This window comes from Streptomyces sp. NPDC090106, from assembly GCF_044747265.1.
Lineage (GTDB): Bacteria > Actinomycetota > Actinomycetes > Streptomycetales > Streptomycetaceae > Streptomyces.
Window position 1 is genome coordinate 104,456 of the sequence record NZ_JBIVDS010000011.1, and the last position, 23,413, is coordinate 127,868.

General features: G+C 74.3%; 19 protein-coding genes. 5 read left to right on the top strand and 14 right to left on the bottom strand.

The genetic code is table 11. The features are described 5' to 3' along the window. Positions 1–82 precede the first annotated feature (82 nt). From ACIPSE_RS32155 to ACIPSE_RS32165, 3 genes are all read right to left on the bottom strand, one after another. The gene (locus ACIPSE_RS32155) at positions 83–1,501 is read right to left on the bottom strand and encodes a sugar porter family MFS transporter (protein ID WP_401669484.1); all 1,419 of its coding nucleotides are present in this window, start codon (positions 1,499–1,501) and stop codon (positions 83–85) included. Positions 1,502–1,613: 112 nt separating this feature from the next. Continuing rightward, positions 1,614–2,051 carry a hypothetical protein gene (locus ACIPSE_RS32160; RefSeq protein ID WP_401669486.1) on the bottom strand — a complete coding sequence of 146 codons (438 nt, stop codon included), beginning with the start codon at positions 2,049–2,051 and terminating at the stop codon, positions 1,614–1,616. Then, the gene (locus ACIPSE_RS32165) at positions 2,048–2,863 is read right to left on the bottom strand and encodes an SDR family oxidoreductase (RefSeq protein ID WP_401669488.1); all 816 of its coding nucleotides are present in this window, start codon (positions 2,861–2,863) and stop codon (positions 2,048–2,050) included. The genes ACIPSE_RS32160 and ACIPSE_RS32165 overlap by 4 nt, the downstream gene beginning before the upstream one ends. 127 nt (positions 2,864–2,990) lie before the next feature. On the opposite strand from ACIPSE_RS32165, the gene ACIPSE_RS32170 reads away from it, so the two are divergent. After that, complete coding sequence (locus ACIPSE_RS32170; protein WP_401669980.1) at positions 2,991–3,812, top strand: GNAT family N-acetyltransferase; 822 nt, start codon at positions 2,991–2,993, stop codon at positions 3,810–3,812. Between the two features lie 23 nt (positions 3,813–3,835). Here the strand turns inward: ACIPSE_RS32170 and ACIPSE_RS32175 are convergent, their stop codons facing one another. The 3 genes from ACIPSE_RS32175 to ACIPSE_RS32185 all read right to left on the bottom strand — a co-directional run bounded on the left by ACIPSE_RS32175 (position 3,836) and on the right by ACIPSE_RS32185 (position 8,553). Beyond that, positions 3,836–4,687, bottom strand: a complete 852-nt coding sequence (locus ACIPSE_RS32175; protein WP_401669490.1) for an SDR family NAD(P)-dependent oxidoreductase — start codon at positions 4,685–4,687, stop codon at positions 3,836–3,838. 123 nt (positions 4,688–4,810) lie between these two features. Next, positions 4,811–5,491, bottom strand: a complete 681-nt coding sequence (locus ACIPSE_RS32180) for a sigma factor (RefSeq protein WP_401669493.1) — start codon at positions 5,489–5,491, stop codon at positions 4,811–4,813. A gap of 245 nt (positions 5,492–5,736) precedes the next feature. Continuing rightward, a complete protein-coding gene (locus ACIPSE_RS32185; RefSeq protein ID WP_401669495.1) occupies positions 5,737–8,553 on the bottom strand; it encodes an AAA family ATPase in 2,817 nt (938 codons plus the stop codon). Between the two features lie 213 nt (positions 8,554–8,766). On the opposite strand from ACIPSE_RS32185, the gene ACIPSE_RS32190 reads away from it, so the two are divergent. Further along, positions 8,767–10,467, top strand: a complete 1,701-nt coding sequence (locus ACIPSE_RS32190; protein ID WP_401669498.1) for an FAD-binding protein — start codon at positions 8,767–8,769, stop codon at positions 10,465–10,467. 19 nt (positions 10,468–10,486) lie between these two features. On the opposite strand, the gene ACIPSE_RS32195 is transcribed toward ACIPSE_RS32190, so the two are convergent. From ACIPSE_RS32195 to ACIPSE_RS32205, 3 genes are all read right to left on the bottom strand, one after another. After that, positions 10,487–10,681: a hypothetical protein gene (locus ACIPSE_RS32195; RefSeq protein ID WP_401669500.1), complete on the bottom strand. Its 195-nt coding sequence runs from the start codon at positions 10,679–10,681 to the stop codon at positions 10,487–10,489. Positions 10,682–10,684: 3 nt separating this feature from the next. Then, positions 10,685–11,545, bottom strand: coding sequence for a helix-turn-helix transcriptional regulator (locus ACIPSE_RS32200; protein WP_401669502.1), 861 nt, complete (start codon positions 11,543–11,545; stop codon positions 10,685–10,687). 134 nt (positions 11,546–11,679) lie between these two features. After that, positions 11,680–13,122 carry an aldehyde dehydrogenase family protein gene (locus ACIPSE_RS32205; RefSeq protein ID WP_401669504.1) on the bottom strand — a complete coding sequence of 481 codons (1,443 nt, stop codon included), beginning with the start codon at positions 13,120–13,122 and terminating at the stop codon, positions 11,680–11,682. Positions 13,123–13,267: 145 nt separating this feature from the next. Here ACIPSE_RS32205 and ACIPSE_RS32210 point away from each other — a divergent pair, with 145 nt between their 5' ends. Both ACIPSE_RS32210 and ACIPSE_RS32215 read left to right on the top strand, forming a co-directional pair. Beyond that, positions 13,268–16,012, top strand: a complete 2,745-nt coding sequence (locus ACIPSE_RS32210) for an AAA family ATPase (protein WP_401669506.1) — start codon at positions 13,268–13,270, stop codon at positions 16,010–16,012. A gap of 103 nt (positions 16,013–16,115) precedes the next feature. After that, positions 16,116–16,544: an OsmC family protein gene (locus tag ACIPSE_RS32215; RefSeq protein WP_401669508.1), complete on the top strand. Its 429-nt coding sequence runs from the start codon at positions 16,116–16,118 to the stop codon at positions 16,542–16,544. A 160-nt stretch (positions 16,545–16,704) separates the two neighbouring features. On the opposite strand, the gene ACIPSE_RS32220 is transcribed toward ACIPSE_RS32215, so the two are convergent. The 5 genes from ACIPSE_RS32220 to ACIPSE_RS32240 form a co-directional block, all read right to left on the bottom strand. Continuing rightward, complete coding sequence (locus ACIPSE_RS32220; RefSeq protein WP_401669510.1) at positions 16,705–19,476, bottom strand: AAA family ATPase; 2,772 nt, start codon at positions 19,474–19,476, stop codon at positions 16,705–16,707. Between the two features lie 92 nt (positions 19,477–19,568). Next, on the bottom strand, positions 19,569–19,910 hold the full coding sequence (locus ACIPSE_RS32225) for a hypothetical protein (RefSeq protein WP_401669513.1): 342 nt from the start codon (positions 19,908–19,910) through the stop codon (positions 19,569–19,571). Between the two features lie 91 nt (positions 19,911–20,001). Continuing rightward, entirely contained in the window at positions 20,002–20,721 is a 720-nt protein-coding gene (locus ACIPSE_RS32230) for an alpha/beta fold hydrolase (RefSeq protein WP_401669516.1), read from the bottom strand. Between the two features lie 77 nt (positions 20,722–20,798). Further along, positions 20,799–21,749: an alpha/beta hydrolase gene (locus ACIPSE_RS32235; RefSeq protein WP_401669518.1), complete on the bottom strand. Its 951-nt coding sequence runs from the start codon at positions 21,747–21,749 to the stop codon at positions 20,799–20,801. A gap of 112 nt (positions 21,750–21,861) precedes the next feature. Next, on the bottom strand, positions 21,862–22,647 hold the full coding sequence (locus ACIPSE_RS32240) for a DUF427 domain-containing protein (RefSeq protein WP_401669521.1): 786 nt from the start codon (positions 22,645–22,647) through the stop codon (positions 21,862–21,864). A 160-nt stretch (positions 22,648–22,807) separates the two neighbouring features. On the opposite strand from ACIPSE_RS32240, the gene ACIPSE_RS32245 reads away from it, so the two are divergent. Beyond that, positions 22,808–23,278, top strand: coding sequence for a carboxymuconolactone decarboxylase family protein (locus ACIPSE_RS32245; RefSeq protein ID WP_401669523.1), 471 nt, complete (start codon positions 22,808–22,810; stop codon positions 23,276–23,278). Positions 23,279–23,413: the final 135 nt, after the last annotated feature.

Genomic DNA, 23,413 nt, shown 5'->3' on the forward strand with positions numbered 1-23,413 from the left:
CCTGGCCGTGCCTGGTTGCCCCTGGCCGTGCCCGGTCATCCCTGGCCTTTACGGCCCCCTCCTGGTGTCACCTCGCGGGCGGTCAGCCCATGTCCTCCAGCGCCTTGCCCTTGGTCTCCTCGACGTACCTGAGGACGAAGGGGACGGAGAGCGCGGCGAAGAGCGTGTAGATCACGTACGTGCCGGAGAGGTTCCAGTCGGCCAGCGACGGGAAGCTCGCGGTGATGGCCCAGTTGGCGATCCACTGCGCGGAGGCGGCGACGCCGAGGGCGGCGGCGCGGATCCGGTTGGGGAACATCTCGCCGAGCATCACCCAGACGACGACACCCCACGACAGGGCGAAGAAGAGGACGAAGGCGTGGGCGGCGATCAGGGCGACCCAGCCCTGTGTGGCGGGGAGTCCGCCGTCCGCCGCGCGGGCGGAGAACGCCCATGCCTCCAGGGCCAGTCCGGCGGCCATGCCGACCGAGCCGACCACCGCCAGCGGTCTGCGTCCGACGCGGTCCACGAAGACCATGGCGATCACGGTGCCGACGATGTTGATGATCGACGTCGTGAACGAGTAGAAGAACGAGTCCGTCGGGTCGACGCCGACCGACTGCCACAGCGTCGAGGAGTAGTAGAACGCCACGTTGATGCCGACGAACTGCTGGAACACCGACAGGCCGATACCGACCCAGACGATCGGCTTGAAGAAGGAGCCGCCGCCGAGCAGGTCCTTGAAGGCCGGCCTCCGCTCGCCTCGCGCGGCCGTCCCGATCTCGGCCACGCGGGCCTCGACGTCGATCCCGTCGCCCTCGACCTCCGCGAGGACACGGCGGGCCTCCTCGTGCCGGCCGGCGGCGATCAGGAAGCGCGGGGACTCCGGGATCGTGAAGGACAGCAGGCCGTAGAGGACGGCCGGGACCACCATCACGCCGAGCATGACCTGCCAGGCCTCGACGCCGAGCAGCGTGCCGCGCTGGTCGCCGCCCGCGGCGTTCAGCAGGCCCCAGTTGACGAGCTGGGAAATCGCGATGCCGATGACGATGGCGGCCTGCTGGAAGGAGCCGAGCCGGCCGCGGTGGGCGGGCGGGGAGACCTCGGCGATGTAGGCGGGGCCGATCACGGACGCCATGCCGATGGCGATCCCGCCGACGACCCGCCACATCGCCAGGTCCCACAGGGCGAAGGGCAGCGCCGAGCCGACGGCGCTGACGGTGAACAGGACCGCGGCGATCCGCATGCAGCGGATACGGCCGATGCGGTCGGCGATCCGGCCCGCCGTGGCCGCTCCGATCGCACAGCCGATCAGGGCGATGGCGATCACCTGGGCGAGCAGGGCGGACCCGACGTCGTAACGGTCCCGGATCGCCTCGACCGCGCCGTTGATCACGGAACTGTCGTAGCCGAAGAGGAAACCGCCCATCGCGGCCGCGGCGGCGATGGAGGTGACGTGGGCGAGCGGGGCGGAACGGGCTGCCCGGGACGGTGTCGGGGGTGTCTCGGCGGTGCTGGTCACACGAACTCCTCGGGGCACGGGCCGATGCGGGCGGCGCGGCGACGGATTGTCGTCCTGAAGACCGGTGAGGGCCGCACCGTGTGACACGTGTGCCGGGCCGGGCCCCGGCCGCTCAGCTCTCCCGGCCCTCGGCGCCCTGGATCTCCGTCTCGTGAATCTCCGTCTCGTGAATCTCCGTCTCCTGGATGTCCGTCTCCTCGATCTGCGTCTCCTGGATGTCCGTCTCCCCGATCTGCGTCTCCTGGATGTCCGTCTCCTGGATCTCCACGCGGTAGACGAGGATCTCGTGGCGGCGTCCCGTGGAGAGCTTGCTCCAGCCGTCCAGGACGCGCCAGCGGCCCTCGTTCCCGCGCAGGTGCGGGCCCTCGGGGGTGGCGGCCGCATGGAGTTGGCCCTCCAGCTCGCGGTGGCGCTCGTCCGGGACGTGCAGTTCCACGGCGAACCGGCGCAGGGGCCGTCCGTCGGGGCGGGACGTGCCCGAGGGCAGCGGTACGGCCGCGAGGCCGCGGAACGCGCCGAGCAGTTCGATCTCCAGTGTCGTCGTCGTCATCTGCTGCTCTTTCCTGGGTCGGGGGTGGGGCGGGCGGCGAGCCATGCCCGGTGGCTGGTCGGCGCGACGAACGCGCCGGGGCCCGGGAGGAGGTCCGCGGGGCGCGGGCGGGCGCCGAAGAACTGGCTGTGGGCGTGGGTGCGGACCGGGCGGTGGGGAGCCGCCTCCGCGGCCAGCGCGATCCGCAGGAACCGTTCCAGGCCGACCTGTTCGGGGCCCGCTATCTCGCGCACTCCGCCGACCGGGCGGGAGACCGCGAGGTGCGCGAGGAACATCGCCACGTCCGTCGACGACACCGGCTGCACCCTCAGCGGGGGCAGCCGGATCACACCGTCCTCGGTGGCCGCGTCCGCGATCCCCTCGGCGGCCTCGAACAACTGCGTGCTGCGGAGGATGGAGTAGGGGGTGCCCGCGCTCTCGATCATGGCCTCCCGGGCCCGCAGGGCCAGGAAGGCGCCGGGGCCGCGTACCCGGCCCACGCCGACCGCGGAGAGGCACACGTGGTGCCGCACCCCGGCGGCGAGGACGGCGCGCCGGAGTCCGCCGACGGAACGGAGCCATGAACGCAGGCGTGACGCCTCGTCCCCGACGTGGTCGTGGCCGCCCGGGGGCGTGCCGGTGGCCGGGGACGGCTGATGGGCGAGGTCGATGACGACCGCGCAGTCGTGCAGGGCGTCGGCGATCTCCTCCCGGGTGAGCGGGTCGAGCCCCGCGGGCGCCGGGACCATGACCACCTCGTGGCCGTGGTCCCTGACCCACAGCGCCGTCTCGACGCTCAGGAGCCCGCCGTCGTCGAACACGACGATCTTCATCGGACCGCCCTCCTCTCCTCCGCGGTCTGACCGGACCGGAGCCCGATGTGTGACAGCCGTGGATCGCGGCCGTGATCACGGTCGTGCACACTGTGTGCGTAGCCACAAGGTGGGAGAGACAGTGTCAATGCTGGACGAGGCGGAGACGGGGCGGCCGGTGCCGATGGCTTCGGTGTTCGCCACCTTCCGTCAGTATCTGCTGGGTTGGGGTGCCGAGGGACGGAGGGGGGACATCGGTGTCGACCGGTTCCGCAGTGGGCTGGCCACCCCGCAGTTCAACGGTGTGGTGCGGCTTCTGCCGTCGGCCGGGGCCGACAGGCCGGTGGAGGAGTCGGTCGCGGCGGTCCGCGGGGAGCTGGCGGGGGTGCCCTGGTGGTGGTGGGTCGGGCCGGACAGCCCGCCGGGCACGGCCGGGCTCCTGCGGCGTCACGGCGGCCGGGAGATCGCGAGCCTTCCGGTGATGGTGCGCTCGCTGGACGGGCCGGCCGGACCGGGGCGGCCTTGCGCGGGACTGCGGGTGGAGGAGGTGCGGGACGCCGGACGGCTGGCCGGGCTGGTGCGGACGTACCGGACCTCGATGGGTGTCGGACCGGACCTCCAGGCCGGGATGGTGCGTGCCGAGGCGGGGCGCGCGGACGGCGCGGACATCGTGCGGCTGGCCGCGGTGCTGGAGGGGGAGGTGGTCGGGACCACCACGGTGATCGCCGCCCACGGTGTGGCGGGGATCTTCCTCGTCCATGTGGCCGAGGAGCACCGTCGGCGGGGTGTGGGGGCCGCGTTGACGGCCGCCGCGCTCCGGGTGGGGCGGGAGCGCGGCATGGACGCGGCGGCCCTGGTGGCCAGTCCCGCCGGGGAGGCGCTGTACCGGCGGTTCGGCTTCACGTCGGTGTGGGGGTACCGCCTGTTCGACTTCCCCGACTTCCCGGGCTTCCCCGGCTTCCCCGCGTGAGGCGACTTCCCTCCCGGGCCGTGTCAGACGAGTTCCAGGCCGCCGTCCACCGTGACGACCTGGCCGGTCGCGTGCCGTCCGGCCGGTTCGGCCATGCGCAGGACCCAGTGGGCGACCTCGTCGGCGCTCGCGATGTGGTGGGTGGGGATGCGGTCGCGCTCGTAGGCGTACATGTCGTCGGCGGCCTCGGGGGTGAGTCCGGCGTGCAGCATGACGTCGGTGCGCGTGGGACCGGGGGCGATCGCGTTGACCCGTACGCCCTGCCCCGCGAGTTCCAGCGCCCAACTGCGGGTGAGCTGTTCGACGGCGGCCTTGGTGGCCGCGTAGTGGGCGCCGCCCGCCATGGGGCGGTGGCCGTAGGTGCTGGAGAGGTTGACGATCGTGCCGGAGGTCTCGCGCAGGTGGGGCAGGGCGGCGTGGGCGAGGAGGCTCGGTGCGACGACGTTCAGGTCGAGGAGGTCGCGGACGGTCCGCTCGTCGGTGTCGGCCAGGGGCATCACGGCCGTGGCACCGGCGTTGTTGACCAGGTGGTCGACGCGTCCCCAGCGGCGGACGGCGGTCGCGATCACCTCGGCGGGGGCTCCGGGGCCGCGGATGTCCATCGCCAGGACGTCGATGCCGGGGTGGAGCGCGGCGGTCTCCTTCAGGGGTGCCTCGCGCCGGCCGACCCCGAGCACGTGCGCGCCGGACCGGGCGAAGGCGAGGGCGACGGCCCGGCCGATCCCGGAGCCGGCTCCGGTGACGACGGCCACGTGGCCCGCGAAGGTCCGGTCATGGGTGTCGGCGGAGGTCTGGTCGGAGATCCGGTCGGAGGGCTGGTCGGAGATCCGGTGGGCGATCCGGTCGGAGATCTGCTGGGAAGAGTCTGCGGACATCGCGCGTTCCTTGCCTTCGTCACTGCTCGGCGGTCTCGCCGGTGTTGTCACTGGCACTTGAACACAATGGTTCGCCCGCGTGTGACAGTCAAATTTTGAACAGTGTGACACTTTCAACAACCGTCACGCGGCCTGCCGCACGGGTCCGGCCGGGGCGAGCACGCGCAGCAGGCCGTCCAGGTCCCCGGTGTCGGCCGCCGTGCGGAACGCGGCGGCGAGGCGGCGGTGCGACTCGGCGGGGACCGGCTTCTCCCGGCCGGACTCCAGCCGGGCCTGCGCCCGGTGCACCACCACGCGCGCGTTCGGGGCGCTGATCCGCAGCAGCGCCGCCAGTTCGGCGTAGGCGTAGCCGAAGCCCTTGCGCAGCACGTAGGCGGCCAGCCGGTCCGGCGTCAGCCGTGCCATGAGCAGGGCCAGGGCGCTCTCGACCGCCACGCTCCGCTCGACGCTCAGCACGGGGTCCTGGGCGGCCCGGTCGCCGAGGTCGGCGAGCTTCGGCTCGACCGGGACCTCGTGGCGGTGGCGCGCGGAGCGGACGACGTTGATGGCGAGCCGGGTCGTCGCCGTCACCAGGAACGCGGCCGGGTTGTCGATCTCCTCGCGCCGGGTGAGCTGCCAGCGCAGCCACACCTCCTGCACCACGTCCTCGGCTCCGGCGACATCGCCGAGAATCCGGTGGGCGACGCGGAAGAGCCGGGTGCGCTGGGCCAGGAAGGTGTCGAGGGCGGCGTCCATGCCGTCCCCGGCCGGGTGGGTGAGCGCGGGGTCGTCCGGCGTCGTGGTCCGGGGTCCGGTCGCGGACATGGGGAACTCCTCGGGGTGGAAGGACGCCCGTCGGGGGCAGTGGTTCCACCCTGGCCGCGGGGCCCCGGCCGCCGCGCCCTTGCTGTCCGTGGTGCGGTCCGTGGGACCCCGTGGGTCCCCCGTGGACCATCCGGGGGTCCCACGGGGGAATCCGTGGTCGACCCCATGGGGCCCGCTCCCGGCCTCCCCCGCACCCGGGGGGCCACGCACGTCACGCGCCGCGCCGACCCACGGAGGGCGGGGCGTCACGCGCTGCGCATCGTGTCCTGGTCGTCGAGGCCGGTGGCGTCCGGGGCGTCGCCCAGGGCACCGGGCAGCGCGCGGCGGGAGTTGATGCCGAGCTTCATGTACACCTTGCGCAGATGCCACTCCACGGTGTGCGGGCTGATGAACAGCTCCGCGCCGATCCGCGCGTTCGTCATGCCGTCGGCGGCGAGCGCGGCGACCTGGAACTCCTGCGGGGTCAGGGCGCTGGTCGGCCGGTCCTCGCGTTCCCTGACGTGCTCGCCGGTGGCGAGCAGTTCACGGCGGGCCCGCTCGGCGAAGGCGTGCGCGCGCATGCCGTCGAACATCTCGTGCGCCGTGCGCAGTTGGTCGCGGGCCGCCGCGCGACGCTGGCCGCGGCGCAGCCACTCCCCGTACAGCAGATGGGTGCGCGCCACCTCCACGGCCACCCCGCCGCGCCGGAACTCGTCGATCGCGGTGCGGTACAGCCGGTCGGCCTCCTCGCCGTCGGCCAGGAGGGCCCGGCCGCGGGCGGCGGCGCCGCGGGCCCAGCCGGAGTCGGCGGCCCGGGTGAGTTCGACGAGCCGGGCCAGCGAGGCGCGGGCCTGGTCGGGTTCACCGCAGCGGGTGGCGGCCTCGACGTGCTCGACCAGCGACAGGCCGGTGAAGTTGAATCCGTCGTGCTCGATGCCGGTCCGGGCGGCCTCCAGGGCCTCCTCGTAGCGCCCCAGGCCGTTGAAGAGGACTCCCTGGATGTAGCCCGTGGCGCCCAGCAGGGAGACCTCGCCGGTCTGTTCGGCGCGCTGGCGGGCCTCGTCGATGATGCCGGTGGCGACGTCCGCCTCACCGCGCCAGGCGGCCAGGACCAGCGTCGCGTACTGGTGCGGGGCGTGGCCCGTGGCGGCGGTCAGGGCGTCGGCCTCGTCGATCATCCGGTCGGCCTCGGCGAAGTCGCCGTAGTGGATGTGCACGCCGCCCGCGTAGATGAGGGCCGGGGGCAGGGCGCCGAGGGCTCCGATGTCGCGGGCCAGGCGGACGGCCCGTTTCGACAGCGCGTCCCAGGCGTGCAGGTCCCAGGCGTAGTGGATGAACGCCTCCAGGGCGACCGGGACGAGCAGCAGCCAGCGCATGACCGCCTCCCGGGTGCCGAGTTCCTCGTCCATGAGCAGATCCAGCGCGCCCTGAAGGGCGGGGACCCCGGTTTCGTAGCCGTCCGCGAGGAGCGCGGCGACGCCGTCGAGGAGGCGGTCGGCGGCCTCCGAACCGGACGGGGGCGCACCCGAGTCACGGGCGGCGATGGCTGCCGCGCGGGCGCCGGTCGGGCCGTGGACGCGGCCGGCGAAGATGGTCGCGCTGATCGCCTCCAGGTACGTCTCGCGGGCCAGCGGGGATCCGGCGGCGGTGAACTGGGCGGCGGCCTCCAGCAGCAGGGGGGCCGCCTCGTCGCCGCGGCTGCGGGCGAAGAGGATCCTGGCCCGCAGGCGTGCGAGCCGGGCCCGGTCCAGGGTGCTCAGGGGGCAGAGTTCGGCGACCGTCGCGAGTTCGGTGGCCCGGTCGGGGGCCGCGGCGGAGAAGTGCGCCTCGGCGGCGGCCAGCGCCCGGCGTCCGCGCGCCCAGGCGTCCGGGGTGACCTCGGCGGCGCGTTGCAGCAGCACCGCCTCGGCGGCGATGCCGCCGCGCTGGCGGGCACGGTCGGCGGCCTGTTCCAGTCCGGCGGCGACGTCCTCGTCCGGCCCGTCGGTGGCCTGGGCGGCGTGCCAGGCGCGCCGGTCGGGGTCCAGGACCGGGTCGGTGACGTCGGCCAGTGCCCGGTGCACGGCTCGGCGTTCCTCGGAGGTGGCGCCCTGATGGACGGCGGAACGCACCAGGGGGTGGCGGAACCTGACGGACTCCCCGAACTCGATCAGGCCGGCCGCCTTGGCCGGTGCCGCGTAGGGGACGATGTCCAGCCGGGCCGCCGCGCGCACCAACAGGCGTGCGTCGCCCACGGGTTCGGCCGCGGCGATCAGCAGCAGGGTGCGGGTCGCCTCGGGCAGGGAGGCGATACGGCCGGCGAAGTCCCGTTCGACGCGGCTCGCGACCGGCCAGTGGGCGCCGGGACGGGCCGGCGAGTCGAGGCCGTAGGCGAGTTCGGCGGCGCTGCGGCCTCGGGAGAACTCCAGCAGCGCGAGCGGGTTGCCGTCCATCTCGGTCACGAACCGGTCCCGGACCCGCTTCTCCAGGCGTCCGCCGACGACGGATTCCAGGAGGCGGCCGGCCGCCACCGTGTCGAGGCCTTCGAGCGGGAGGGTCGGCAGCCCGTTGAGGGCGGCGGCGCCCTCGGGGTCGCGTACGGCGAACGCCATGGCGACGGCTTCGGCGAGCAGCCGGCGGGCGACGAACTCCAGGGTCTGGAGGGAGACTTGGTCGAGCCACTGGGCGTCGTCGACGAGGACGAGCACCGGGCGGGTCTCGGAGGCCCGGGTGAGCAGGGTGAGGACGGCCAGGCCGACCAGGAACCGGTCGGGGGGATCTCCCGCGGCCATGCCGAACGCGACGCGCAGGGCGTCGCGTTGGGGTTCGGGAAGGTCGTCCAGTTCGCCGAGGAAGGGCGTGCACACCTGGTGCAGGCTGGCGTAGGGCAGTTCCATGTCCGCCTCGATGCCGTGCGCCCAGGTCACCTTCACCCGGGACGCCTGCGCGGCGGCGTACTCCAGGAGCACCGACTTGCCCATGCCTGCGTCGCCGCGGACCACCAGGATCTGTGACCCGCCGTCGCTCAGCCCGGCCAGCAGGTCGTCGAGCGCCGCGCACTCGCGTTGCCGGCCGACCAGGTCGGGAAGCGGACTGGCGATCATGCGACGCGGCTCCTCGGGACATTCGGGGACGAACGAGGCCCCACAACAGTGTCGGAACAAGCCTTGCAACGATACCCGGAACCGATCACACCCTGTGTGTTCGTCGCCTGTGACGGTCTCCACGTCCCGAATTCTCCGGAGGCTGTCACAAACGGGGCCGCTGTCTTGTCGACCAGTGCCGATGATCCCGCCCGCCGCCGCAGGAGGTTCCCCATGTCTTCGCTCGGACACCAGCTCGCCACATCCGTTCTCGTGGTGGGAGCGGGTGGTTCCGGCCTCCGTGCGGCCATCGAGGTCGCGGAGGCCGGGGTCGCGGTCGTCGCCGTGGCCAGGCGGATGCCCGAGCACGCCGCGGCGGCCGGGGGATCCGCCGCCCCCGTGACCCGGCACTCGTCGTGGCCGGGCGCGCTGCCGCCGGCCTGTTCCCACCGCGAGGGCGCGTGGCAGCACCACGCCGCCCGGACGCTGCGGGAGGGGCGCCTGCTGGCCGACCCGGGCGCCGCCCAGACCGTCGCCCGCCACACCGAGCGGGCCTTCCAGGACATGGAACGCTTCGGCACCGGTCACGACCGCGAGGGTCACGGCGGGCCGGACCTGCACCGGGCGCTGCGCACTCGCGCGGCGGAGCTCGGCGTCCCCGTCCTGACCGGGGTGTGCGTCACCCGGCTGCTGGTCGACGACGGGACGGTGTTCGGCGCCTACGGGTTCGACCTCGCCGACGGCTCCCGCTACCTGGTGCACGCCGACGCCGTGATCCTCGCGGCGGGCGGGCACACCCGTATCTGGCGGCACACGTCGGCGCGCCGTGACGAGAGCGGCGGGGACGCCTTCCGGCTGGCCGTCGAGGCGGGCGCCCGGCTGCGCGACCCGGAGCTGGTGCAGTTCGACCCCCTCGGCCTGGTCGGGCCCGAGCACACGGCCGGACTGCCCGTCGACGAGGCGGCCCGCGCCGCGGGCGGGGTGCTCCTCAACAACCTCGGTGAACGGTTCATGGCCCGCTACGACGCCCAGCGCATGGAGCGCGGCAGCCGGGACCGGGTCGCGGCTGCCGCGTACACGGAGATCAAGGAGGGCCGCGGCACCCAGGCGGGCGGGGTGTGGCTCGACCTGTCCCCGCTTTCGCGCGAGACGGTCCTGACGCGGCTGTCCGGGGTGCGCCGGACGCCGCTCGACGTGCGGACGCGCGACCTCACCCGTGACCCGGTCGAGGTCGCGCCGACCGCCCGGTACTCCCTGGGCGGCGTCCGGGTGCGGCCCGAGGACCAGAGCAGCGACGTCGACGGGCTCTACGTGGTCGGGGAGGCGGCCGGCGGGCTGCACGGCGCGAGCCGGCTGGAGGAGAACACGCTGGTCGAACTCCTCGTCCACGGCCGGATCGCGGGCCGGGCCGCGGCGGAGTACTCGGCCCGGCTCACCGTGCAGCACCGCTCCCCCGGCGCGGTGCGCGCCGCGGAGACGGACACGGCCCGGCTGCTGGCCGCCGACGGCGAGCAGAACGTCCGCGGACTGCTGCGCTCGGTGCGGCACCTGATGACGGAGCACGCGGGCGCCGTCCGCGACGAGGCAGGGCTGGACGCCGGGCTCGCCGGGCTGGACGAGATCGACGCCCGCGCGGCCGACGCCGGGGTCCATGTCGACATCGGCGGCTTCCAGGACCTCGCCCACGCCTACGACCTCAGGTCCGCCCTGCTCGCGGCGCGCGCGACGCTGGAGTGCGCGAAGCAGCGCAGGGAGACCCGGGGCAGCCACCACCGGTCCGACCACCCCGACGTGGACCCCGGTCTGACGGTCACGCTGGTGTGGTCCCCGGCCACCGGGGTGCGGCGCGAGGCCCTTCCGCCCACTCCCACCCATCTCGCCGAGCTGATGCGGGACGTCCCGTCGGACACGGCGTCACCGGACCGGGACCTGTGACGCCGCGCGGGGCCGTGGGTCAGGACGGGCCGAACCGGGCGCCCACGCGGTAGCCGGCGGGCTCCGAGGTGATGTGGAGTCCGGGGCCGTCGAACATCCGCCGTCCGCCGTCCAGGATGACGGTGACCGGGCCGTCGCCACCGGTGCGCGCGTTCAGGGACCGGCTCGTCCGGGACCGGTCCGTCCGGGACCGGTCCGTCCGGGACCGGCTCATACGTCAACGACCGGACGCGCCCTGGTTCTGTGACAGGTGGTCGGGGAGCAGGGACAGGAGGCGCAGGTCGGTGTCGCTCTCGGTCCCGGGGGTCGCGGTGTAGACGACGAGCCGCTGGGAGCGTTCGGGGTCGTGCAGTGTCTGGCAGTGCAGTTCCATCTCCCCGAGCTGGGGGTGGAGGAAGCGCTTGGGGGCGCAGACGGGGCCCAGGACGGGGTGTTCCCGCCAGATGGCGGCGAACTCGGCGCTCTCCCGGCCGAGGACGTCGACGAGTTCGGCGGCCCGTGAGTCCGCGCCGTCGCGGGTGCGGGCGCCGTGGAGGTCGGCCACCATCAGCCGGCTGTGCTCCGCGTGGTCGTCCGGCGGACGGACCAGCCGGGCGGCGGGGTCGGTGAACCAGCGGTAGTGGGCGCTGCGCGCCGGTCCGGTGTAAGCCATGGTGTCGCCGAGCAGGGCGACGGCCGGCCGGGTCTGCCGCAGGGTCTCCCCGAGGTGGTTCATCACCAGGGCCGGGGTGTCCTCGAGCCGGTCCAGGATGCGCATCGTGCCCGGGTCGACGTGGTCCGCGCGCCGCACCCGGCGGGGCACGGCGTGGCCGCCGAGCCGGAAGAGGTGGTCCCGTTCCTCCAGGGACAGGCGCAGGCCGCGGGCGAGCGCGGCCAGCATCTGTTCCGAGGGATGCGGGCCCCGGGGCTGTTCCAGGCGGCCGTAGTAGTCGGCCGACAGGTCGCACAGGGCCGCGACCTCCTCGCGGCGCAGTCCCCCGGTGCGCCGACGGCGCCCGCGGGGGAGGCCGACGTCCTCCGGCTGGAGCGCCTCGCGGCGGGCCCGGAGGAAGGCCGCCAGCGCCGCTCGGTCCGCCATCGTCGTCCTCCCCGTCCTCTGCGGCTTCCCTGGCTCCCGGCCGCCCGGCTATCCGGCTATCCAGATGTCCGGCTCCGGCTGTCTGCCCGGGTGAACGATGTGGCGAGGACAATGCATTCCCGTGACACCGTGTGTCATCGGGTGATCGCCTTGGTCTCCAGGAACTCCTCCAGACCGGCGCGGCCCATCTCCCGGCCGTTGCCGGACTGCTTGTACCCGCCGAAGGGCGCCTGGAAGTTGTGCGGCCCGCCGTTGACGTCGACCTGGCCGACCCGCAGGCGCCGGGCGATGGCCAGGGCGTGCTCCTCGTCGCCGGTGACCGCGCCGGTGAGGCCGTAGATCGTGCCGTTGGCCACCTCGACGGCCTCGTCGTCGTCGGCGTAGGGGATGACGACGAGGACGGGGCCGAAGATCTCCTCCTGGGCGATGACCGACGCGGGGTCGACGTCGGAGAAGATCGTGGGCCTCACGTAGGCGCCGGTCGGCCGGCCCTCGGGGCGGCCGGGGCCGCCGACGACGAGGGTGGCGCCGTCGGCGACACCGCGGCGGATGTAGTCGTCGACGCGGCGGCGCTGGGTCTCGGAGGCGAGGGGGCCGATGCGGGTGGCCTCGTCGCAGGGGTCGCCGACGACGTACTCCCCGGCCGCCGCGCGCAGCTTCTCGACCACCGTGTCCTGGAGGTCCCGGGGGACGAGCATCCGGACGTAGGCGCCGCAGGCTTGGCCGGCGTTGGCCCAGGCGAAGGCGAGACCGCGGGTGACGGCGGCGTCGAGGTCGGCCTCGGGCAGGACGATGTGGGCGGCCTTGCCGCCGAGTTCGAGGGCGACCCGCTTGACGGTGCCGGCGGCGGCGACGGACACGGCCCGCCCGGCGCGGGTGGATCCGGTGAAGGAGACCATGTCGACCTTCGGATGCCGGGCCAGTGCCTCGCCGACGACGGGGCCGGTGCCCTGCACGACGTTGAACACACCGTCGGGCAGGCCCGCCTCGGCGGCGATCCCGGCGAACATCCGCGCGCTGAGCGGGGAGATCTCGGACGGCTTGAGGACGACGGTGTTGCCCGCGAGCATCGCGGGGACGACCTTCGTGACGAGTTGCTGGAGCGGGAAGTTCCACGGGGTGATCGCGCCGACGACGCCGATGGGCTCGCGGACGACGAGGGAGTTGCCGACCTGGGACGTCCAGGCGAACTCCTCGGCCGCCGTGACCGCGGCGAGGACCGAGGCGACCGGGAAGCCCACCTGGGCCTGCCGGGAGAAGGCGATGGGCGCGCCCATCTCCAGGGTGACGGTGGCGGCGAGTTCCTCGCGGTGCGCGTCCAGGCCCTCGGCCAGGCGCCGCATGACGGCGGCCCGGTGCTCCACCGGTGTCGCCGCCCATCCGGGGAACGCGGCGAGCGCGGCGTCGACCGCCAGGTCCACGTCGTCGGCGGTGCCCTCGTGGAAGGTGGCGACGACGGACTCGTCGGCGGGGTTCAGGACGTCGGCCAGGGGTCCCGCGCCGCGCACGGCACGGCCGTCGATCCAGTGGGACGGGGCGGGGAAGGGGGCGGGACGGATCGCGCGTTCTTCGTTCATGCCGCCAGGGAACACCGGGCGCCGCACGGCATCCATGCCCTCCCGGACCCATGATCCGCGTCACGGTGCGCGGGCCGTCCCGCCGGACCGCGGCGGCGGTCGCGACCTGTGAGGTTGTTATGCTCCGGCTCGTGCAGGGGTCGGCGTGAGCAGCGAGAACGGTCCGGGGCAGCTGCGGGGCCGCCGCCGTGAGCGTGAGGCGCTCGACGCCCTGGCCGCGGAGGTGGAGGCCGGACGGAGCGCCGTTCTGGTCCTGCGGGGCGACGCCGGGATCGGGAAGTCCGCGCTGCTGCACCATCTGGAGGCCCGGGTCGCCGGGCACCGTGTCGCCCGCGGGGCGGGTGTCGAGTCCGAGATGGAGCTGCCGTTCGCGGGGCTGCACCAGTTGTGCGCCCCGTTCCTCGGCCGTCTCGACCGTCTTCCGCCGCCGCAACGGGAGGCCCTGGCCACCGCGTTCGGGATGAGCGACGGCCCGCCGCCCGACCGGTTCCTCGTCGGCCTCGCCGTCCTCGGGCTGCTCACCGACGTGGCCGCCGAGCAGCCCCTGTTCTGCCTCGTGGACGACACGCAGTGGCTCGACCGGGTCTCCGCGCAGACCCTGGCGTTCGTGGCGCGGCGGATGCTCGCCGAACCGCTCGCGCTGGTCTTCGCCTCCCGGGAGCAGCGGGGACGCGACGACCTGGCGGGCCTGCCGGAACTGACGGTGGGCGGCCTCGACGACACCGACGCGCGCGCCCTGCTGAACGCGTCGGCGGACGGTCCCACGGACCGCCGGGTCCGCGACCGTGTCCTCGCCGAGGCCGGCGGCAACCCGCTCGCGCTGCTGGAACTGCCCCACGACCGCCCGGACCTGGGAACGGGGGGCGCCCCGCACCGCGGTGTCCCCGGCCCCGTGTCGGGCCGTATCGAGCGCAGCTATCTCGCGCGGGTGCACGCCCTGCCCGCCGCGACGCAGCGGCTGCTGCTGATCGCCGCCGCCGAGCCGATCGGTGACGTCGCCCTGCTGCGGCGGGCCGCCGAACGCCTGGACGTCGGTCCGAGCGCGCTCGACCCGGCCGTGGCGGCGGGGCTGCTGGCCGTCGGAGGGCTCGTACGGTTCCGGCATCCGCTGCTGCGCTCCGCCGTGTACCGCTCGGCCGGTCTCGCCGAACTCCGGGAGGCGCACCGGGTGCTGGCGGAGGCGACCGACCCCGCCCTCGATCCCGACCGGCGTGCCTGGCATCTGGCGCGGGCGACCGTGCGGCCGGACGAGTCGATCGCCGCCGAGCTGGAGGCGTCGGCCGGACGGGCCGCGGCGCGCGGCGCCACCTCCGCCGCGGCGGCGTTCCTGGCCCACGCGGCCGTCCTGACCTCCCACCCGGGCCGCAAGGGGACGCGGGCCCTGGCCGCGGCGCAGGCGAAGGTCCGCGCCGGTGCGCCCGCCGCGGCGCGCGAGCTGCTGGCGCTGGCCCGCAGCGGCCCCCTCGACGCACCGCACCGGGCCCGCGCGGATCTGGTCCAGGCGCAGATCGCCTTCGCCTCGGGGCGTCTGGGCGAGGCGGTCCCGCTGCTGCTGGGGACCGCGCGGCGTCTGCTGCCGCTCGACACCGGCCTCGCCCATGAGACGTTCCTGGACGCCTTGTCGGCCGCCGTGTTCGCCGGGCGCCTCGCCACGGACGCGGACGCCCGCGCGGTGGCGGAGGCCGCGCCCCGGACACCGGTGTCCCCGGCCGGGCCGGAACGCACCGCCGATCTGCTGCTGGAGGCCCTGGCGACACGGTTCACCGACGGCTACGCCGACGCGGTGCCCTCCGCGCACGCCGTGCTGGACCTGTTCCGCCGCGAGAGCGACCCGGAGCGGATCCTGCGCTGGTCGTGGCTGGCGTCGGCGCTGGCGGCCGAGATGTGGGACGACGAGAGCTGGACGGAGATCGCGGCCCGCCATGTGCGGACCGCCCGCGCGGTCGGTGCCCTGGCCGAGCTGCCGCTGGCCCTCAACTCCCGGGTGGCCGTCCACACCTGTGCCGGCGAACTCGAAGAGGCGGCCCAGCTCATCGCGGAGACCGGCCGCGTCCAGGAGGCCGTCGGCAGCGCGTTCACCCTGTTCGGCACGGTGACGGTGGCCGCCTGGCAGGGGCGGGCGGACGAGGCCCTGCCGCTGATCGAGGCGGGCCTGGAGAACGCCGTTCGGCGCGGTGAGGGCATCGGTGTGGCCGTCGCGCGCAGGGCCGAGGCGGTGCTTCTGAACGGTCTGGGCCGGTTCGAGGAGGCGTTCGCGGCGGCGCTCGCGGCGAGCGCGCATCCGCAGGACCTGGTGGCGGCCCAGTGGGGGCTGATCGAGCTGGTGGAGGCGGCCGTGCGCAGCGGTCGCCCCGACGCCGCCCGGACCGCCCTGGACCGGCTCGCGCGGACCACACAGGCCGCCGGCACGGACTGGGCGCTGGGGGTCGGGGCCCGCTGCCGGGCGCTGCTCGCCGAGGGCGAGACGGCGGAGGGACTCCACCGTGAGGCGATCGAGCGGCTCGGGCGGACCCGGGTGGCGATGGAACGGGCGCGGGCGCATCTGCTGTACGGGGAGTGGCTGCGGCGGGAGGGGCGGCGCGGTGACGCCCGGGAGCAACTGCACGCGGCGCACGCCCTGTTCACCCGGTTCGGCGCGGAGGGCTTCGCCGGCCGTGCGGTGCGGGAGCTGCGGGCGGCGGGTGAGTCGGTGGCCCGGCGCGACGGCGGTGCCGCGGCGGCGCTGACCGCCCAGGAGGCGCAGATCGCGCGGCTGGCCCGGGACGGACTGACCAACTCCGAGATCGGCGCGCAGTTGTTCCTGAGCCCGCACACCGTGGAGTGGCATCTGCGCAAGGTGTACGCGAAGCTCGGGATCGCCTCGCGTCGGCAGCTGGACTCGGCGCTCTGACGGGCGGGCTGTCCTGGGGTGTCACAGGTGTGCTGCCGGTGCGGTCTGTAGGGCAGGGACACGTTTCGCCGCGGTCCCGTGTCCCGGCCGATAGGAAGACCCCATGAACACGCGCCTTGTGTCCGTCGCCGAAGGCGAGCGCCTCACCCGCTCCGTCGCGATCGGCAGCCACATGCTGACCGCCGACGAACCGGAGCCGGCGAGCTCGGACGCCGGCCCCACCCCGGGTGAACTGCTGCTGGCCGCGCTGGGTTCGTGCACGTCCATGGCGGTGCGGGCCCTGGCGGACCGGCGCGGCTGGCCGCTGGAGCGGGTGGACGTGGCCGTGCGGTTCGGCGGGCAGGGGCGCGTCGTGAAGAACGTGGGGCTGACCGGTGCTCTGGAGCCGGCGCAGCGGGAGCAGTTGCTGGCGGCGGCCGGGCGCTGTCCCGTGCACCGGCTACTGACGCGCGAGATGCAGATCGTCACCGTGCCCGCGCTGCTGGCGGAGCCCGACGCCGTCTCCCCCGCCGGAACGCCGCCGGCGGCGTGACCGGGGTACGGCCCACCGCGTGACCGGGGCGCGGCCCACGGCCTGACCGGGGGCCCGGCCCACCGCGTGACCGGGGTACGGCCCACCGCGTGACCGAGGCGCGGCCCACAGCCTGACCGGGGCCCGGCCCACCGCGTGAGCGGGGGCGCGGCCGGCCGGGTCAGGAACCGGTCGCGAGGGTGTCCAGGTCCACGGAGCCGATGTCCTTGCGGGAGGAGATCCCGAGCTTCGCGTACACCTTGCGCAGATGCCACTCCACGGTGTGCGGGCTCAGGAACAGCCGGGCGGCGATCTCCGGGTTGGTGAAGCCGTCCCGGGCCAGCCGCGCGATCTCGGCCTCCTTCGCGGTGAACGTGACGGACGTCGGCGCGCTCTGCGGGCGCACCTTCACCCCGGCGGCCCGCAGTTCCGTCCGCGCGCGCTCCGCGAACGCCTCGGCGCCCGCCTCGCCGAGCATCTCGTGGGCCTCGCCGAGCCAGGTCCGGGCGTCCGCCCTGCGGCCTCGCCGGCGCAGCCACTCGCCGTAGCGCAGGCGTGCCCTCGCGCCGTCCATGCGGGTCCCGGCCAGGTCCAGTCGCTCGACGGCCTCCCGGTGCAGGGGCTCGGCGTCCGGTCCCTCCGTGAGCAGGGCGCGGGCGGCGGCCGAGGTGCCGAGCGCCCAGGGGGTTCCGCTGACCTGGGCCATCTCCTCGATCGTGGCCACCGACGCGGTCGCGCGGGCGGTGCGGCCGAGCCGGACGGCCGCTTCGACGAGTTCCATCCTGGACTGGAGGGACAGGCCGAGTTCCTGGGGGTTCTCGCAGCCGCGTTCGGCGGCGGCACAGGCCTCCTCGTAGCGGCCGAGGCCGTTGCACAGGACCGCCTCCGCCCACTGGGTGGCGGTGACGACCTTGCCCTCGTTCTCCAGGAGCCGGTCGTGGGTGACGGCGGCGATGGCCTCCCGGGTCGCGGCCTCGCGTCCCTTGAAGGGCTCCACGACGAGGGAGCCGTAGTGGGCGAAGAAGCTGCTCCCGGTGGCCTCGCCGATCGCGTCGGCCTCCACGCGGAGGGAGTCGGCGGCGCGCAGGTCGCCCGCGAACACCCGGTTCGACAGGCGCAGCAGGAGGGCGGCGGGCAGCACGGCGAGGGCCCCGTCCTCCCGGGCGGAGGCGACCAGGCGGGCGGAGAGCTCGGACCAGGCGGCGAAGTCCCAGACGCTGTGGGCCATGCGGCACACGAGCGGCAGCCAGCCCAGGGCGTCCCGCGGTGTGCGGCGTTCCGTGCGGAAGGCGTCCACGGCGTCCAGGACGAGCGGGGCGCCGACGGCGTACCCCTCCGTGACCATCCGGGAGATGCCGGTCAGCAGGAGGTCCTCGCGGTGGGTGGGGCGCTCGGGGCCGGGGACGCTCAGCACGGCCTCGGCGACGTCGCGGACGCCGCCGGTGGCGAGGCGGCCCGCGGTGAGCGCCGCGTAGATGGCGTCCCGGTAGGTCTGGCGGGCCAGTTCGGAGTCGTACGGCTGGAGTTGGCGGGCCGCCCGGAGGAGGAGGGGCAGTCCGGCGCCGGCGCTGCGGGCGGCCGAGGTGATCTGTCCGCGCAGCAGGTTCGCGCGGCCGGTCCCGACCTCGCCGAGCGGGTCGAGGTCCGCCATGTCGACGAGTTCCCGCGCGGTGTCGTAGGCGCCCGCCTGGTACTTGGCCTGTGCGGCGGCCAGGGTGCGGGTGCCGCGGCGTTCGGCGTCGGGGGTCAGTTCGCTGGCCCGGTGCAGGAAGGCCGCGGCGGCGGCGAGTCCGCCGCGGCGGTGGGCGCGGCCGGCGGAACCCTCCAGTTCCGCGGCCACGGTCTCGTCGGGCTCCACGGCGGCGCTGGCGCGGTGCCACACCCGGCGTTCGGGGTCGAGGCTCGCGTCGATCGAGTCGGCGAGCGCCTGGTGCACGCGGCGGCGTTCCTCGAAGCCGGCGGAGCGGTGGGCGGCCGAGCGGACCAGGGGGTGGCGGAAGCGGACCCAGGTGCCGAGCGTGAGGAGGCCCGACGCCTCGGCGTGGGTGACGGCGCTGTCCACCGGGATGCCCAGGCGCGCGGCGGCCCGCCGCAGCAGGGAGACGTCACCGACGGGTTCGAGGGCGGCGACGAGCAGCAGTCGCTGGGCGTCGGCCGGGAGTGCGTGGATACGGCGGAGGTAGCCGGTCTCGATCCGGCCGGCCAGAGGGCGGGCGGTGGGGCCGTCGAAGCCTCCGGCCATCTCGACGGCGGTCAGGCCGCGCGGGAGTTCGAGCAGGGCCAGCGGGTTGCCGCGGGTCTCGGCGACGATGCGGTCGCGGACCCGCGGGTCGAGCGGGCCGGTGACGACCGAGTCGAGGAGTCGCTGGGAGTCCTGTTCGTCCAGGCCGTGGACGAGGAGTTCGGGCAGTCCGGCCAGGATCTCGCGGGGGCCGGACTCACGGACGGCGAGGACCAGCAGCACCGATTCGGCGAGCAGCCGGCGGGCGACGAACTCCAGGGTCTGGGACGACACGCGGTCCAGCCACTGGGCGTCGTCGACCACGCACAGCAGGGGCTGGTCGCCCGCGGCCCCGGCGAGGAGGCTGAGGGTGGCCAGTCCGACGAGGAAGCGGTCGGGGGTGTCCGCGGCGCGCATCCCGAACGCGGTGCGCAGGGCGTCGCGCTGCGGTCCGGGGAGGTCGTCGAGACGGTGCAGCAAGGGGGCGCAGAGCTGGTGCAGTCCGGCGTAGGACAGTTCCATCTCGGACTGCACCCCGGCGGCCCGCAGGACGTGGAATCCGGTGGCTTGGCCGATGAGCCGGCTCAGCAGTGCGGTCTTGCCGATGCCGGCCTCGCCGCGCACCACCACGACGCCGCTGTGTCCGTCCCTGGCCTGCGCGACCAGGTCGTCCAGGACACGGCACTCATCCTGTCTCCCGATGAGCCCGGTCCGTGCCCCGTCCCTCGCCATGGCCGCCTCCCGCGGTCACGATACCCCGGTGTTCACGCTGTTCACGGCGGCTGCGGCCGGCCCGGAACCGCCCCTTCCCCGGCTCGTCCGGGTCAGGCGACGGCGGTCACGACGAGGACGGTGCCCACGAAGGTCAGCAGGGTCAGGGCGGCCACCGCGATCAGCATGCGGCGCATCCCCCGCAGGAAGCGGCGGTGGTGTGCGGAGTCGGCCGCGGCGATGCTGTCGGCGATGTGCTCGGTCACCATCTGGGCGACGCACTTCTGCTCGTCGAGGTACCAGTCCTCGATGGCCCGCTTCTGCTGGTGGGTCAGCTCCGCCGACCGTGCGACGAAGGCGGCCACGCGCAGCCGGGCGCCGCTGAGGTGGGCCTCCCGGTAGAGGTAGGCCTCCATGTCGGCGAGGCCGCGAGCGGCCTGCTCTTCCGTGCTCATGTGGGCTCCCGGGGGTCGGCGGCCCGGCGCCGGGGGCGGGGCCGGGCCGCGAGGACGGCGCGGTGACGGGGCACCACGCCCTTGTGCCGGCTCAAGCGGTGGCCCGGACGGCCTCGGCGATCAGGCGGGCGACGTCGCCGGGGTGGGAGACGGCGACCGCGTGGGAGGCGTCGACGGTGACGACGGTGGCCTTCGCGCGCTCCGCCATGAAGATCTGTGCCTGGGCGGGGATGTTGCGGTCCTCGGTCGCGACGAGGACCCAGGACGGGATGTCCTTCCAGGCCGGGGCGGAGGCGCCCTCGGCGAGCGCGGCGTCGGCGACGGGCCGCTGGGTGGCGGCCATGACCGCGGTGATCTCCTCGGGGACGTCGGCGGCGAACTGCTCGTGGAACGTGCCGCGTTCGATGTACAGGTCCGCGATCCGCCCGCCGTCGGGGAGGGCGACCGGAACGGGGTGCAGTGCCTCGCCGAGGGTGCTGCCGGGGAACCTGCCCGACAGGCCGACGGCGCTCTCGCCCTCGTCGGGCAGAAAGGCGGCGACGAAGACGAGCGCCTTGACGTGGTCGAGTCCGTGGGCGGCGGCGCTGATCACCGATCCGCCGTAGGAGTGTCCGACGAGGACCACGGGGCCGTCGAGGGACCGCACGAGCTGGCGGACGTAGTCGCTGTCCTTGCTCAGCCCGCGCAGCGGGTTGCTCGCGGCGACGACCGTGTGGCCGTGGGCCTGGAGCCGTTCGATGACGCCGTTCCAGCTGGACGAGTCCGCGAACGCTCCGTGGACGAGGACGACGGTGGGGTGCTGTGCAGACATGGGTGGCCTTTCGAGGGAGCCCTCTGGGGGAGGGAGGGGACGCGTTCCGCGGCGTGCGCGCGTGCACGCGTGCGCGGTCAGTGGGTGCCGAGGGCCTTGCGCAGGACGTGGACGGCCTGTTCGACGGCGGCGCTGGACGCCTGGGTCGCGCGGAGCGGGTTGAGCATCATGAAGTCGTGCAGCGTGGCGTTGTAGCGGACGCTCGTGGTGGGGACGCCGGCCTCGGTGAGCTTGCGCGCGTAGGCCTCGCCCTCGTCACGCAGGACGTCGTTCTCGTCGACGACGACGAACGCCGGCGGCAGTCCCCGCAGTTCGTCCAGGGTGGCGCGCAGCGGGGAGACGGTGATCTCGTCGCGCTCGGCGGGGTCGGTGGTGTAGGCGTCCCAGAACCACTCCATGGCCTTCGCGGTCAGGTGCGGGCCGTGGGCGAAGAGGCGGTAGCTCTCGGTGTCCTGTCCCGCGTCGGTGACGGGGTAGAACAGCGACTGGTGCAGGAAGGTCACGTCCCCGCGCCGCTTGGCCAGGAGGGTCAGGGCGGCGCTCATGTTGCCGCCGACGGAGTCACCGGCGACGACCAGCCGGGTCCCGTCCAGGCCCTCCTCACCGCCCCGGGCGGTGATCCAGCGGGCGGTGGCGTACGCCTGCTCGACGGCGACCGGGTACCTGGCCTCCGGGGAGCGGTCGTACTCGACGAAGACGACGGCGGCCTCGGCGCCCACGGCCAGTTCGCGCACCAGCCGGTCGTGGGTGCCGGCGTTGCCGAGGATCCAGCCGCCGCCGTGGACGTAGAGGATCACGGGCAGGACGCCCGTGCTGCCGACGGGCTTGACGATGCGCACCCGCACGTCGCCGGCCTCCGCGGGGACGGTGATCCACTTCTCGTCCACGTCGGGCTTCCCGACCGGCCCGGACTGGACGTCGTCCAGCAGCTTGCGGGCACCCTCGACACCCAGTTCGTACAGCAGCGGCGGCTTGGCGGTCGCGTCGGCGAACTCCTGCGCGGCGGGTTCGAGAACGATGTCACTCATGGCGCGGTCCTTTACGGGTGCTGGAGCGGAAGTTCCTTCCACCCCAGAGACCGGGCCGGGGGTCAATGTGTGACGCACCGGGCGAACGGACCCGGACCGTGTGCCCGTGTGCCTAGTCGGACGAAGTCCGGTAGATGTCGGTGGGCTTGGGCAGGAGGGAGCCGTCGACGTACAGGTCGACGTGTTCGTTGTAGAAGGCGGTCAGGCCCGCGATGCGGTGGGCCTGGACGGTGGGGAAGTCGTAGGTCCAGGCGATGTCCTCGTGGGCGGTGATGCCGTCGAAGGACCAGTACGCGCTGGTCGTGCCCTTGTACGGGCAGCGGGTGACCGTGTCCGAGGGCCGCAGCCGGGTCCGGTGGACGGTCGCGGGGTCGAGGTAGTAGCGCGTCGGCAGGCCGGTCTCGAAAAGCTTGACGCAGGTGTCCGCCTCGGCGAGCACGACCCCGTCGAGTTCGACGCGGACGCTGCTGTTCGACCGCAGGGCGTCGACCCGGGAGTAGGGGCTGCGGGGGTGCACGAAGACCGGCTCGTCCTCCTCCAGCCAGGAGTCCAGCGCCTCCCACTCGAAACGCACGGTGTCATGCAGCGGGCCGGGCGCCCCCTCGCCCCATACCCACGCCGCCCCCGCCCGGACCTCGGGCCCGACCTGAAGAGTGTGACGGTGTGCGGGACCGGCACCGAGCTGCTCCATGTGCCCGTCGTCACTGAGCACCCCGTCGACCAAGTCGGCTACCGGGATGCTGAATTGCGGGTAAGCCTGCCACTCCCACACGTACAGGGCGCGGCGGGTGTCGAAGACGACCCGGCCGGCGACGGTCCCCCGGACACGGCGCGGAACGGGTTCCACATGCCCGATCGGGACGATGAGGCGGGGGTGCAGCACACTTTCGGTTGCCATGATGATCACCTTGTGTTCGCCGAGGGTGGTGCCAACATCTTCACACGATGTCCCACGGGCCCGGCACCGGTCCGGTGACCCTCGCTGTCACAGAAGTGCGGGGTGCCCGGTCAGTGCACCGTAACCGTTCCGTCCTTGAGGACATCTGAGGAGATCCCCCGTGGAAGCTCGCATCAACTACTTCGGCAACGCCCTCGCCGGCAAGGTCATGAAGCACCTCAACTCGGCCGGCGCGGCGGTGCACTCGGCCGTTCCGGTCGCCACCCAGGAACTGGTGAAGATCCGTGCCAGCCAGATCAACGGCTGCGGTTTCTGCACCGACATGCACACCAAGGACGCCGCCGCCGCCGGCGAGGACCAGCAGCGGCTGAACCTGGTGGCCGTGTGGCGCGAGGCGACGGTGTTCACCGAGCCCGAGCGCGCCGCCCTGGAACTGACCGAGCAGGGCACGCGCCTCGCGGACGGCTCGGCCGGGGTGTCGGACGAGGCGTGGGCCAACGCCGCGAAGCACTACGACGAGGACCAGCTCGCGGCGCTCATCTCGCTGATCGCGGTCATCAACGCCTACAACCGCATCAACGTCATCAACCGGCAGCCCGCCGGCGGCTACAAGCCCGGCATGTTCGGCTGAGCCGACCGCTCCGGCCCGGCCGGACGCACGGGTCCGTCCCCCGGCCCCCCGACCACCGGCCGGGCGGCGGCCCCTCCGTGACCCCCGACCCGGGCCCCACACCCCGGTATCCGCTCGCCCCGAGCCAGGACACGC